Source organism: Granulicella sp. L46, assembly GCF_009765785.1.
In the GTDB taxonomy this organism is placed as follows: Bacteria; Acidobacteriota; Terriglobia; order Terriglobales; family Acidobacteriaceae; genus Granulicella.
In genome coordinates this window covers 322215-335762 of the sequence record NZ_LMUT01000009.1, presented here as the reverse complement: position 1 = coordinate 335762, position 13548 = coordinate 322215, and the positions used below count along the sequence as shown (strand labels likewise).

The 13548-nt window shown below is 57.6% G+C and carries 15 protein-coding genes; 13 read left to right on the top strand and 2 right to left on the bottom strand.

Features of this window, described 5'->3' with window-relative positions:
* Positions 1 to 58 precede the first annotated feature (58 nt).
* Both GSQ80_RS08265 and GSQ80_RS08260 read right to left on the bottom strand, forming a co-directional pair.
* Complete coding sequence (locus tag GSQ80_RS08265; protein ID WP_158787161.1) at positions 59 to 946, bottom strand: hypothetical protein; 888 nt, start codon at positions 944 to 946, stop codon at positions 59 to 61.
* Positions 947 to 1157: 211 nt separating this feature from the next.
* Positions 1158 to 1787, bottom strand: a complete 630-nt coding sequence (locus GSQ80_RS08260; protein WP_158787160.1) for a response regulator transcription factor — start codon at positions 1785 to 1787, stop codon at positions 1158 to 1160.
* Positions 1788 to 2056: 269 nt separating this feature from the next.
* Between GSQ80_RS08260 and GSQ80_RS08255 the strand changes: the two genes are divergently transcribed.
* The 13 genes from GSQ80_RS08255 (at position 2057) to GSQ80_RS08195 (ending at position 13491) form a co-directional block, all read left to right on the top strand.
* Positions 2057 to 3190, top strand: a complete 1134-nt coding sequence (locus tag GSQ80_RS08255; RefSeq protein ID WP_158787159.1) for an alkene reductase — start codon at positions 2057 to 2059, stop codon at positions 3188 to 3190.
* A 25-nt stretch (positions 3191 to 3215) separates the two neighbouring features.
* Entirely contained in the window at positions 3216 to 3911 is a 696-nt protein-coding gene (locus GSQ80_RS08250; protein ID WP_158787158.1) for an alpha/beta fold hydrolase, read from the top strand.
* Positions 3912 to 4001: 90 nt separating this feature from the next.
* Positions 4002 to 4877 carry an NmrA family NAD(P)-binding protein gene (locus tag GSQ80_RS08245; protein WP_174241321.1) on the top strand — a complete coding sequence of 292 codons (876 nt, stop codon included), beginning with the start codon at positions 4002 to 4004 and terminating at the stop codon, positions 4875 to 4877.
* A gap of 24 nt (positions 4878 to 4901) precedes the next feature.
* On the top strand, positions 4902 to 6011 hold the full coding sequence (locus GSQ80_RS08240; protein WP_158787156.1) for a Gfo/Idh/MocA family protein: 1110 nt from the start codon (positions 4902 to 4904) through the stop codon (positions 6009 to 6011).
* On the top strand, positions 6008 to 6445 hold the full coding sequence (locus GSQ80_RS08235) for a nuclear transport factor 2 family protein (RefSeq protein ID WP_158787155.1): 438 nt from the start codon (positions 6008 to 6010) through the stop codon (positions 6443 to 6445). Before GSQ80_RS08240 ends, GSQ80_RS08235 begins: the two co-directional genes overlap by 4 nt.
* On the top strand, positions 6442 to 7593 hold the full coding sequence (locus GSQ80_RS08230) for an alkene reductase (protein ID WP_158787154.1): 1152 nt from the start codon (positions 6442 to 6444) through the stop codon (positions 7591 to 7593). Before GSQ80_RS08235 ends, GSQ80_RS08230 begins: the two co-directional genes overlap by 4 nt.
* Positions 7586 to 8083 (top strand): DinB family protein, encoded by a 498-nt coding sequence (locus tag GSQ80_RS08225; protein ID WP_158787153.1) that lies wholly within the window; start codon positions 7586 to 7588, stop codon positions 8081 to 8083. The genes GSQ80_RS08230 and GSQ80_RS08225 overlap by 8 nt, the downstream gene beginning before the upstream one ends.
* A gap of 28 nt (positions 8084 to 8111) precedes the next feature.
* Entirely contained in the window at positions 8112 to 8864 is a 753-nt protein-coding gene (locus GSQ80_RS08220; protein ID WP_158787152.1) for an SDR family oxidoreductase, read from the top strand.
* Positions 8865 to 8918: 54 nt separating this feature from the next.
* Entirely contained in the window at positions 8919 to 9635 is a 717-nt protein-coding gene (locus GSQ80_RS08215) for a hypothetical protein (RefSeq protein ID WP_158787151.1), read from the top strand.
* Positions 9636 to 9669: 34 nt separating this feature from the next.
* The gene (locus tag GSQ80_RS08210) at positions 9670 to 10812 is read left to right on the top strand and encodes an alkene reductase (RefSeq protein WP_256369882.1); all 1143 of its coding nucleotides are present in this window, start codon (positions 9670 to 9672) and stop codon (positions 10810 to 10812) included.
* Positions 10809 to 11213, top strand: coding sequence for a nuclear transport factor 2 family protein (locus GSQ80_RS08205; RefSeq protein ID WP_158787149.1), 405 nt, complete (start codon positions 10809 to 10811; stop codon positions 11211 to 11213). Before GSQ80_RS08210 ends, GSQ80_RS08205 begins: the two co-directional genes overlap by 4 nt.
* A 12-nt stretch (positions 11214 to 11225) precedes the next feature.
* Entirely contained in the window at positions 11226 to 11687 is a 462-nt protein-coding gene (locus GSQ80_RS23855) for a lipocalin-like domain-containing protein (RefSeq protein ID WP_158787148.1), read from the top strand.
* A gap of 1123 nt (positions 11688 to 12810) precedes the next feature.
* Positions 12811 to 13491: a B12-binding domain-containing protein gene (locus tag GSQ80_RS08195; protein WP_158787147.1), complete on the top strand. Its 681-nt coding sequence runs from the start codon at positions 12811 to 12813 to the stop codon at positions 13489 to 13491.
* The last annotated feature ends 57 nt before the right edge of the window (positions 13492 to 13548 follow it).

Below are 13548 nucleotides of genomic sequence, written 5' to 3'. Positions count from 1 at the left end.
GGACCATGAGAGTGCGATCGTGGCGAAGATGTGGAGGTGGATTCTGATAGTCAAGGTCTCAGGGATAAAATCTAAAGCTTCTCACCACCACTTCAGTGTCGTGAGTTGGAGGTGTAGGGGCATAACCGTAGTTGCAAAGGTTGAAGTACATGTGCGTGTCGTCCGATATTGGCAGGCCGGTTCGGAACGGCCAGGACACCACCGGCTCAAGAAACGAAGTTTGAACTCGCGACACGGAAAAGTTGGCCTGATCTGGATGCCATTGCATCGCAAGCTTCAACGCGCCAGGTGGAACATTGAAGTGGTAGAAGTTCGCTGGGACGAAGGAAGGTTGGATACTAAATTCCGCATTCGTATTCGAAGCCACCCCGCGTTGCGTAAGGCGAATCGCCAACTCTCTGTGGTCACCATCCGTCGGGTGCTCAAAGAAGGTGTATGCACTGAACATGACTGCTGGCTCGAAATGGCCCGCATCGAGAATGTCCACGGTATAGTTTCCGTAGCCGAAGGAACGAACACTTCGGATCTCAGAGCATACCCATCCGTGAGAGTTCCGGATGAGACGCAAATGCAAGGCACCGGAGTCGTCAACGAAGACATTGTCGGCACTGTATTCGTTGGTCTTTGACGCACGGTCGCCAGGGATCGTACGCACTGTCCATTCCAGACCACTGAAACGCAGGTTCGGCTGATTCGTTGCGTCATCCGGTGCGGGTGTCTCGTTTCCGCTTCCTTTAACTGTGGCTATCGCTTCGATCCCGTTTCCAACCTTTGGAAGAGCATCGACGAACGGCGTCGGCTGAGTATCCGCTTTACTCAAGATAGCGGCATACTCCGTACCGAGGTGGATCCGCGCTTTCCACGAACCATCGTCTGCAATTTCAGTGCGGGGTGCAGACTCAAATGGCTGAACCCACCAACGGCTATCTGCAAACGCATACAGCACAATATGTCGTCCTCTATGTCTCCCCACAACCTTTCCGCTGATGAATCCGTCGGTGCCAACGCCACCAGAACTAGCCCTTGGCACCGTCAGGAAGGTGATGGACGCCGGCTGAGTGCATCCGATCGCTCCGCCAAGAATGGCGTTCGCGATGCAGGATACTGCAAGTGTCAGCTTGGGTGCGCCCGCTGAGGTAGTCGCCCGCCCAGGTGATTTACTGCTCAAGGATGCCGCGCTTGAACGCAATGACTACGGCATGAGTGCGGTCGCTCGCTTCAAGTTTCGCCAGGATGCTTTGAACGTGTCCCTTCACGGTATGGACGGACAGTTTCAAATCGTCGGCGATGATCTTATTAGACTTTCCCAGCGCCACAGATTCCAGTACATCCAACTCACGCATGGTTAAAGCGTCTTCTCCTGCATGTTCGGCCATCGTCGCGGCAATCTCCGGAGGGATCCTTCGCTTGCCGGCATGGACCAGCCGAATCGTGTCGGTTAGATCGGTGCGCATCATGCTCTTAAGAAGATAGCCACTCGCTCCGGCCTTGAATGCCTGAAGCGCAAGCACGTCGCCACCAAAGGTGGTGAGTACGATGATTCGAGCTGCCGGCGACGCTGAACGGATAGCCGCAATGGCCTCGACGCCGCTCCCCTTTGAAAGACGAAGGTCCATCAGGGTGATGTCTGGGTGGTGGGTCTTGTAGGCTGCGATGGCCTCGTCTCGGTCAGCCGCTTCCGCGACGATCGTCATCCCTGGTTCTGCGTTGATCACACTTGCGATGCCGGCGCGCAGGAGGGGGTGGTCGTCGACAGCCAATACGCGAATAGTACCTGTCATCGGCATGTTCACTCTCCTGCCCGCAATTCGCCGTAGAGCCAAGAATACTCCGCCCGTGCGAATAACGTCCCCGCCAAAAGGACTGCTTTGGCACTTAAGTGGCTGCAAAGTACGGGAGAGGTTGAGGTAACCGTGTCGCGGCATCTTCTTGAGAACGCCTATCGCTCGATCGCGGGGAGCCGAAAGAGCTACCAAACACAGGTCCCATCGCCTCTACCGCGGAACGCCTCACGCGCATAGTTTTGTCTCAGCAAAGAGCAGCAGGGAGAGAGAACATGATTGAAACGTCAAATCCCAACCTATTTACTCCAGTTCAGCTTGGATCGCTGCGACTCGAGCATCGCGTCATCATGGCACCCCTAACTCGGTCACGCTCCATTCAACCGGATTCTGTTCCCGGCGACCTGATGCGAACCTACTACGAGCAGAGAGCGTCTGAAGGCGGTCTCATCATCTCGGAGGCAACCAACATCTCCCTGACCAGCCGAGGATGGTTGGGTGCACCGGGACTGTACTCGGACGAGCAAGTGAAGGGTTGGCAGGCGATCACGGCCGCAGTCAAAGCCAAGGGCGGTCGTATGGTCGCGCAGCTGTGGCACACCGGCCGATCGTCGCATACCGCGATGACAGGGGGCGCGCAACCTGTAACGGCATCCGTCAACGAGTCATATTGGAAAAACCCTGACCACCTCGTGTCGATTCCCGGCGGCTGGGCGGAGTCCTCACCGCATCGGGCTCTGACCGTCGCAGAAATCGCGGAGATCGTACAGGACTACCGCAAAGCCGCCGAACGTGCGCTGGATGCCGGCTTTGAAGCTGTTGAGTTGCATGCGGCCAACGGCTACCTGATGGACCAGTTTCTCCAGGATGGTAGCAACCATCGCACGGACCAGTATGGCGGCTCCCTTGAGAATCGTTTCCGCTTCCTGTCCGAAGTCCTCAACGCGCTGATCTCGGTGTGTGACTCCGATCGTGTAGCGGTGCGCCTTGGACCGGGCGGAACATGGAACGGAATTTCTGACAGTGACCCCGCAGCTTTGTTCTCATACGTCGCAGAACAGCTCAATCAATTCGACCTTGCTTATCTCCATCTCATCGAACCCCGAGTCGGCGGAAGCATCACGACCCATCCTGAAAAAGGTACGGCCGCCGCTCAGCAACTGCGGCCCATCTTCAAAGGAAAGCTCATTTCGGCGGGAGGGTTTGAACCTGAGACCGCGGAGACTGCTATCGAGGAAGGATTGGTGGACGCGGTGGCCTTCGGTCGCTACTTCGTCTCGAATCCAGACCTGGTGCACAGGATCCGCGAGCACCTGCCGCTCAGCGAGTACGACCGTGACACTTTTTACACCTTCGACGCACGAGGCTACACAGACTATCCCGCATACGACGCTGTGCTTGTCGCATAACCCGCAATCAACCAGGAGAATTGAAATGAGCAAAAACGCAAATATCATGCTGGTACATGGTGCTTGGGCCGACGGCTCCTGCTGGAGCAAAGTCATCCTGCTCCTGCAAGCTAAGGGGTTCACGGTTACGTCCGCCCAAATTCCGCTCACGTCGCTTGAAGACGACATCACTGTGACTCGCCGCCTACTCTCGGAGCAGCCGGAGCCCACCGTCCTTGTCGGGCACTCGTACGGCGGTGCCGTGATCACCGGAGCCGCGACCACAACCCCAAACGTCAAGGCGCTCGTATACATCACTGCCTTCGGATTGGACGAAGGAGAGAGCCTGGAGTCCCTGGCGAAGCAAGGGCCTCCCTCACCTGGATCGACCGCCATCGCACCCGACGCGCACGGCTTCCTCTGGATCAATCGCGACAAGTTCCACGACTCATTTGCGGGGGGCGCCACCGCGGAGGAAGCTGCCGTGATGGCCGCCGTTCAGAAACCCTTGAGCTTCGCGGCGTTCGGCGGCAAAGAAGGCACGCCCGCATGGAAGGCTCTCCCCTCGTGGTACCTCGTCTGCACGGAAGACGAAATGATTCCTCCGCCGGCCCAGGAATTTCTGTCCAAGCGTATGAACGCTACCGTTCGTTCTGTCGCATCCAGCCACTGCCCCTTCATGTCGCACCCTCAAGAAGTGGCCGACATCATCGCACTCGCCGCTGACTCGCTCAACAAGTAGCCACTAACCATCGAGAGCCACGACTCCGCGTACCCACCGCGGACAACGCGAAGTCGTGGCTCTTGGTGAATCGAAAGGCAGGAGGAAGTGATGGCCGGAAAACCAAAAATCATGGTGATGGGAGCAACCGGCCAAGTGGGCGGTGCCTTGATCCCGCTGCTCGCCGCGAACCCCACCGTCCAGGTAGTTGCCGCCGCCCGAAATCACGGGAAGGCAGCCAAGCTAAACGTGCCGAGCGTACATCTCGACCTCGACGATTTCTCGACATTCGCGCCGGCGCTCGAAGGAGTAGACCGTGTTTTCATGGCGACCGGCTATACCGTCGACATGCTGCGCCAGAGCAAGGACCTCGTCAACTGCGCTCAGCGGGCCGGCGTGAAACAGATCGTGCACCTCGGCGCATGCGGCGACGACGACACGCGCGTCGCGCACTACGGCTGGCATCAGTTCATCGAACGCTACATCGAAAGCTCCGGCTTGGCCTATACGCACCTCCGCCCCGAGATCTTTATGCAGAACCTCCTGGGATATGGTGGCGAAAGTTACGTAAAGCAGGGTGTGATCCGTCACTACGTCGGCGGTGCGCGCCTGAGTTGGGTCGATTGCGACGACGTCGCGGCAGTCGCCGCCGCCTGTCTTCTTGACCCCGATACGCACGCTGGTCGGACCTACCGTCTTGGATATGAAGCCAAGACCTATTACGAGCTCGCAGAAGTGTTTTCCGCCGTCATCGGTCAGCGGTTCACTTACGAGCCGCGACCACCTTCGGAATTTCTGCAGACCGTTCTTGCTGCCGGTGCCGAACCCGCCTACATGAAGTGCGTCTTCGACAGCTACACCGACCTGACCAACGGAGTAGACCTTCGTTCGGATGAGGTTTTCAATGACTTCGCGCAGATAACGGGCGGCTCTTCGCTTACCTTAGCGGACTTCGCCCGGCGACACGCAGACAGTTTTCGCTACTAACACCACGACTTTACAGGGAACCTTATGAAAGAGCTAAAACCAATTCGCGTTGGACTTGTAGGAGTCGGGAACTGGGCGACATATGGCCACATCCCCGCGCTAAAGTTGCTTCCTCAATATCAGATTGCGGCGGTATGCAGTAGAAGCATCGAGAAGGCGAAGGCAATCGCAACGGAGTTCGACATTGAGCACGCTGTCAGCCGAGTCGACGACCTCGTAAATCTGCCAGATCTGGATCTCGTCGCCGTGCTGTCGCCGGCCCCGGAGCATGCGCACATCGTCAAGGCCGCAATCTCCGCTGGAAAGGACGTCTACTGCGAATGGCCGCTCACCACGACCACCAAGGATTCCGAAGAACTCCTTCGACTCGCAGAAAACGCAGGGGTGCGGCACTTTGTTGGACTGCAACGCACGCTGGGCGCAAGCTCCCTCCATCTTTCGCAACTCATCCGGGAGCGATACATCGGGGACGTACGGTCGGTTCGGATGCACGTCAGCATGGGTTCATTCGGCCCTACGCGATCCGCCTCTCTTGAATGGACGCTCGCCGCAGAAAACTTCTCTCACGTGCTCTCGATCTACGGCGGCCACTTTATGGACATGCTCTTCCATGCGCTCGGCAAGCCTGAGATGCTGAGTGCCATCGTCGCGACCCAGTTTCCGATGCTCACGCTGGCCTCAACGGGAAAGGAATATCCCAATGAAACGCCCGACGCCTTCATGGTGATGGGCCGACTCGCAGGAGGAGCCTTATTCCAGATTCAAATTGAGGGTGGCAAGCAGAACCTGGGAGGACTACAGATCGAAATCACCGGAACCCTCGGTGACATAAAGGTCTTGAACGAAAGAGCCTTTGTAACCAAGCACCACGACGTAATTGAAGCCGCCCGCGGCGATAAGGGAGCCTGGGCTTCTCTTCTACTTCCTTGCTCCACAAAGCTCATCCCTTGCTCCGATTTCGACGCAAGCGTGAAGGACCTTGCACAGCTCTATGCCGCCTTCGAGTCCGATCGGCGCACTGGGAGCGCAACCGTCCGCACATTTGCAGATGCCGTTGAGCTTCACCGGTTGATCGACGCGATCAACGCATCCTCGCGATCCGGCAAATCAGTATCACTTGTGAGGGAACGATGAGCACGACACTTGCTAATAAAAATCGCAGCCTGGTCCTCGAAGCTTTTGACACGCTTTTCAACCAGAGGAACTACGAGAAGGCAGCCGCATATTGGTCGCCCGGCTATATCCAGCATAGCGCCTACATCGCACCCGGACGCGAAGGCCTCTTCGAACTTGCCAAGGGCTTGCCGCCTTCAGCTCGTTACGAGAATGCAGTGGCCGTCTCTCAGGGAGACTACGTCATTCTCCACGGCCGGTTCTCCGGTACCGGTCTCCGCAGGAACTGGATCGTTGCTGACGTCGTGCTCATGAAAGACGGCATTCTGATCGAGCACTGGGATGTCATTCAAGACGAAGCTACCGAATCCGAATCGAAGAGCGGTCGCCCGATGTTCAAGGGCTCATTTGCCCCCGACGCTCCAACCGCAATTGCTGAGGGAGTGACGTTGTGACAACGAGAGATAAAGAAACGCGACTCCTCTTACAACCGTTTCTATTTGGCGATCTAACTCTGCCGAACAGAATTGTGATGGCACCGCTCACGCGGATGCGCACCCCGCTTCAGGGCGCAGTCCCAAACGCGTTGATGCGTGATTATTACGAGCAGCGTGCCACAGCCGGTCTAATCATTACTGAGGGCACCTTCGTGAGTGATCAGGCACGAGGCTGGTTCGGGGCACCCGGCGTTTACACGGAGGCGCAACGCAAGGGCTGGGAAGATATAACGGCCGCAGTTCACGCGGCAGGTGGTCGCATCATTGCGCAGCTTTGGCACCAGGGTTCCGTGTCGAACGCCGCCCTCGTTGGAAACGGGCGTTCGCCCCTGACGGCGTCGGCGGTGGACCCAGAGCAACAGGTGCACATCGGGTATGGCATTACCGAGATGACCTCAGTCCCAGACGCCATGTCGATGGAGGACATCCGGCAGACAATTGCGGACTTCCGTCATGCAGCGAAAGTGGCGCGTGATGCTGGCTTCGATGGCGTACAGATCCAGGGTGGATTCGTTTATCTCTTTCAGCAGTTCCTACAAGAGAACCTGAATCTTAGGTCCGATGCGTACGGTGGCTCCATCGAGAACCGCGCTCGCTTGCTCTTCGAAGTCCTCGAGGCTGTTCTCGAAGAGTGGCCGGCAAACCGCGTCGGAGTCAAAGCCGGCCCCATGATGTCGGAGCGCGGCGGCTTTCGATCTCTCCCTTCCACCCTTCCAACCTCCGAATATGTTTACCGGCGCTTGAATGACTACGGCCTGTCCCACGTCATGTTGATGCGGCAATTGGCTGACCTGCAGGGAACGCCGCTTCAAGATCTCCAAGGCGATGGCGCGGTTCACCACTTCCGGAGGATCTACAACGGCACGCTCATGCTGAATGTTGGTATCGAATCCGCCCACGCAGAAGAATTGCTGCAGCAGGGCCTCGGCGATCTCGTCGCGTTCGGCCGCGAGTACATCGCGAACCCGGACCTCGTGGAACGCATTCGCGTCAGCGGCCCCCTGAACGAACAGCGGCCCGAGAACTATTACGGCGCCACCAGCACCGGGTATACCGACTACCCCACCCTCGCCCAGATTGCCGAGCGGGAGGCCCTCCATGCCTGACTTCGACCCCACCGGCACAGTCGCCTTCTTTCGCGAGCGCCACCGCGCCGAGACCATCACAACCGCCAACGTCCTTCGCGCCATGACGCCCGACATGATGGACTACCGGCTGCACCTCGAATCTTCGCCGCTCGGAGCAATCGCCTGGACTATCGTTCGCTGCCTGCGCATCTGCAGCCAACTTACCCGCGACGCCACCGCAGAAGTTCCACGTGACCCAACTCCCTCCTACCAGGAATTGCCTCCCGCGTTTGACCGAGCTGCGCAGGACTTGGGCGCTGCTCTTCTCGGCGTGACCCAGGAGCAGTGGCAACAACAGCGGGTCGTCCGAGCTGGCTCCCATACGCTCCTTGACCAGCCTCTCGGTCAGATCTTTTGGCTGTTTCATGCGGACTCAATTCATCACCGCGGACAGATCTCGGTCTTTCTGCGTCCGTTTGGCGCGAAGGTTCCGTCCATCTACGGCCCCTCCGGCGACGTTCATCCCTAGCCATCACTCATCAAGAAGGAGAAGGAATATGAAACTCGAAGGCAATACGATCTTCATCACAGGCGGCGGTTCAGGTATCGGCCGCGCACTCGCAGAAGCACTCCATCAGCATGGCAACAAGGTCATCATCTCCGGGCGCCGCAAGAGCCACCTCGCCAAAACCGTCGCAGCCAACCCCGGCATGGAGTCCATCGAACTGGACGTATCCGACCCCGCCAGCATCCACCGCGTTGCCAAGGAATTGATCGCCAAGCACCCAACACTCAACGTCCTGATCAACAACGCCGGCATCATGCAAATCGACGACTCCTCTACCGCCATCGACGATGAACTCATCACCTCGACCATCGCCACCAACCTGGTTGGCCCCGTCCGCCTTACTGGCGCTCTCATCGAGCACCTCAAACGACAGGACTCGGCCACCGTCCTGTTCGTGTCCTCGGTCTTAGGCTTCACGCCGATGGCAATGACCGCCGTCTACTCCTCCACCAAGGCGGCCATCCACTCCTATGCACAATCGATCCGCTTCAAGTTGCGCCACAGCTCGGTGTCGGTGCTCGAAATCATCCCGCCCTGGGTACGCACCGAGCTGCTGAACAGCAGCGAGGAACCTCGCGCCATGCCCCTTGATGAGTTTCTCGAAGGGACCATGGACGCGCTCGCGACCGACGCAAACGAAATCATGGTGCCGCGAGCAAGGTTCCTCCGCGAGCAATCGGGCCCTCGCGAAGCAGTCTTTGTGACCTCCTTCAATGAGCAGCTCGAAGCTCCGCAAACCTGAGTTGGCCACGCACTCTCATCCACGCTCTTCAACCAGCAACAGCCGGAGAATCCTATGAATGATCTATTGCAGCTTGCCGTCAACGCTCACGGCGGCCTCAAGCGCTGGAACGAAATCACCGCAATCACCGTTGCGGCCTCGCTGACAGGCGCGATTTGGTTCGTCAAGAGCCAAGGGGACTACCTGAAAGACGTTGTCATGACCGTCGACACCACGAAGGAGCGGCTCGTCACCGATTTTCCCGGCCAGGACAAGCGCTTTATCTTCGAGCCGCAACGCCTGATCATGGAACGCAACGATGGCACCCTCATCCAGGAGCGCCAAGATCCGGAGGAAATCTTCGTCGGCCAGTTACGCGAGACACCCTGGGACGATCTCCAGGTTGCGTACTTCCAGGGTGAGGCTCTCTGGACGTATCTCAACACGCCATTCCTCTACACCAGGCCGGGTTTTGTGACCGAAGAGATAGCTCCGATCCAGGTCGACGGGGAGCAATGGCGGCGTCTGAAAATCACCTTCCCAGAATCCATCAAGAGCCATACGCGGGAACAGATCTCGTGCTTTGGCCCCGACGGCCTGCTGCGTCGCCACGACTACACCGTCGACATTCTCGGCGGCGCTACAGGGCTCAACTACGCGTCCGAGTACCGCGACGTGGACGGCATCATCTTCCCAACCAAGCGCCGGATCTATGCCTACGAAGGCGACTACCAACTCGTTCCCGAACCCCTGCTCGTCAAAATTGATATGGGCGAAATCACAGTTCGCTGACGATCGAGCGGGCCGGTTCACAACAGCAATCAAAGTGCACGGGACAATTACGTTGAACACTTCATTATTTTTCCAACCTCTGCAACTCGGCAGTGTCACATTGTCCAACCGCATCGTGATGGCTCCGCTCACGCGTATGCGCGCAGGCGCAGGTAATGCGCCCACCGAACGGAACGCGCTGTATTACGCACAACGGTCGTCCGCGGGCCTGATCATCGCGGAAGGCACCGCTGTAAGCCAGCAGGGCCAGGGCTACCCTAACGCGCCAGGCATCTACACGGCAGAGCAAGTCGCTGGATGGAGAAAGGCGACAGATGCTGTGCATGAACAGGGCGGCAGGATCTTTCTTCAACTAGCGCATAACGGACGTAACTCGCACTCATCCTTCATGCCCGATGGAGGAGCACCCTTCGCCCCCTCCCCGATTCCACCCAGCTTGCCGGGATTCACACGGGATGCTCAGAAGGTTCCGATCGAAATCCCCCGCGAGCTCACTGCACCCGAGATTCGCGAGATCGTCGTCAGCTTCGCGACTGCGGCGCGTAATGCCATCGATGCCGGCTTCGACGGCGTGGAGTTGCAGGCGGCCAACAGTCACCTCATCGACCAGTTTTTGGAAGATGGCGCGAACCAGCGGACCGATCGTTACGGCGGCTCGGTCAAGAACAGGATGCGCTTCCTTGTCGAAATCGTGGAAGCAGTCTCGGCCGTTACGGGGTCGCAGAGAGTCAGCGTCCGCCTGTCGCCCTTCGGTCAGTATGGAGGCATTCGCGACAGCAATCCCATGCGCCTTTTCACCTCCGTCGTCCGCGAAATGAGCACATATAACCTGGCCTACCTTCATTTGATCGAAGGCCGGGGCTCTGAGATCGGCCTCGCGGACGAACTTCACGCGGACGCACTCGATAATGCCCGCATCTTCCGTCCCGAGTACGAAGGGAACCTCATCTCGGCCGCCGCCTACACACCGGAGACAGGGCATCAGGCGATTGAAGCGAGGTATGCCGACGCCATCGCCTTTGGGCGACTGTTCATTGCCAATCCCGACCTCGTTTCACGCATCGAGAAAGGACTAACGCTCAACGCGTACGACCGCTCAACGTTCTACGGCGGCGACGAACACGGCTATACGGATTACCCAATCGCGAATCCGTCATCGCCCAGGGAGAAAGGATGACAATTGAACTCGTCCTCAAGACACACCGAGATGTCTTCTATCGGGCCCTATTGGAGGGAGATTGGGACGCGCTCGCCGCCCTCTACGCGGACGAGTACATGTTGGTGCGCTCCGACGGTTCGGTCCTGACCAAGGATGAAGTTCTAGCGGACCTGCGAACTCAGAAGCTTTGTTTCGAAAGCATCGAAGTCAGTGACGAGAAACTGCGGATCATTGATTCCGTAGCAGTACTTACCGGGCAAAGTCGGACCAGGTCGCGACACGCCGGCACTCTGATGCAAACCTGCTTCCGATTCATTGCTTTGTACCAAGAGGCTCCCGGTGGTTTGAAACTGCTTCATTTCCAGAGCACTTCGCTATGCGCAGGGCGTGCCGCTCATAGCTTTCCGATCGGAGCATAGAGAGAGGACTTTATGGACATCAAAACATTGACGGCCACGGACGCGTTGTTCATTGGCGCCTGGGCGCTGCAGAGTTTCACGGAAATGTTGAGCGATGGAAGCTCCGTGGAACCGATGGGAAGAAGTCCGCAGGGATTTCTGCTGTACACGGAAGAGGGTATCGTTTCAGCTCAACTCACAGGACGGACAAGTGGGAGCGCCGAGCTTTCCTCACGTGAGGCTGGGGCAATCGGTGGGGTCCCACAAAATGAGAGTCCATACATCGAATACTGCGGAACCTTCTCGGTGAACTTGAACCTGCAGGAAATAGTACATGTTCCGCTAGTTGCGTACGATAGGAGCCTCGTGGGAAAAGCTCTCCGCCGAAAATTTCATTTCAACGCAGACCGATTGACCCTGACAATCTCAACTCCGGAAGCAATAGAAGGCACAACTGAATCGCGCTTGGTTTGGCGCCGTTACCACCGAACGTAACTACCGCTCAGCCCAGCGGTGAAATCAGGCACCTTCTGCCTGGTTGGTTCAATCCGGAGATGCAAACCTCCGAACCGCCCACAATGGCTCGAGGGATGACCGGGACGCGGCGACCCGCGGATAACCCGAAACTCTCCTGAAGGGTTCAGATTCAGATAATTACGATTCTCAATTGTCGATAACAGGCCGATGCACTCATTGAGGCCTAAGAAACATTCTAGGCGATCAAAATTCCCTGAAATGGGCCGTACGGCAATGATGCCGAAGTACTCGAGGCACGGACGCGTTGAAAAAGCAAAACCCTGCGAATGATCTGTCCACCCGAGCGATCGCGCAAGCTAGTCCGCTTAGCCAGATGACACTCCCCGTGTCCATCCTCTTCGCGTGGATGATTATCCCTTTTTCATCGCTCTAAAGATCTTCCGCTGGCGTTAGCAATGCAGACTATGTGTGCGGCGGCGAGATGCGTCAATCCACACTTCACTGTTACAGCATTTTGCGTATCCGAGGTCAAGGACCGAGTTAGTCAATTTTTGAAACGGAATACGCGTCTCAATTTGTTCCGTTCCGGCTTTCGGAGCTCTATAAATCTAGATAAAACTGGTCAATCCGAGGTCAAACAAGCCGGATTTCGAGCGTACCAAAGAGAGGTTATCCGATGTGACCTCAATAACTTCCAGGAGTTTTATAGACATGCTCGTCACGCGTGGACAAGATATCGTTCAGTTCTGTCAGTCGTGGCCTAAATAGCCTGAAACTCAAGGCGAAAATGAAATTGGTAGTACTGAGAACAAACCATTTACGGTGGCCAGAATTTGATTCAGTTGTCCAACTTATCGTGAAACTGACAGCGAGGTCCTGCGCGGACGGCGAGAGAGTCGCTGCGCGCGAATATTATGTAGCGTTCCGAACCATCCACGCGTTCGCATCCATGAGAGACTCACAGGGAGTCTTCTCCGGTTGAATCTCTATCGATGCACCCGATCTGTCGCATCTCCTCACGACTACACGGTTAAGCCCCCATGCTGAGGTGGTGCGCTTACTGCCAGGAATTCCAGGGCGAGATCGCCCCACTCGACACCTTCACCACCACCCACGGTGCCCGGCCTGCAAGGCAAAGGGCATGGACCAACTTGACTCCGAGATCGGGACCTCCCACCGCCTCCGCGAAATCCAAGGCCTCCTCTACCAGGCCGGCAAGACCGGCGACATGGCGGCGGCCTCCCGCATCATCCATAGCGCCCTTACCGCCGGGCTACGCCCCGTCGATATCCTCGTTGGTCTCATTACGCCGCTCCTCTACCTCATTGGACTCGAGTGGGAAAGCAGCCTCATCACAGTCGCCGACGAACACCGATTCACCAGCTTCTGCGAGCGCGTCTTCGAACTCGTTGTACTCGAGGTGAAGGCCACCGACACGCCCATCTCCGGCAGCCGCCACGCCCTGGTGTTCCTCATGAACGCCCGTGGCAACAACCACACCCTCGGCATCCGCATCCTCTCCCTCTGGTTGCGGTCCAAAGGCATAGAAACCCGCGATTTCGATTCGGCTCCCTCCCCCGAAAGCCTCGTCCAGCTTGCGGCTGACATCAGACCCAAGGCAATCCTCATCTCCCTGGCCCTTGACCGGCAGAAGTCCTATGTCTACCGCATCGCTCAACGGATGGAGGCGCTCCAGCACCCGCGTCCCACCCTGATCATCGGAGGCTACGCCATCAAAAAACAGCTCGTTCCACCCATCCCTGGCGCTCTCTTCCTCGAAACGATCACCGGCCTGGACAACCTCATTTGGGCTCTGGAGTAGCGGAGCGCTGTCTGGCAAACGCTTCCAATAGTTCCCCAAAGTTTTAATCGAGAATCG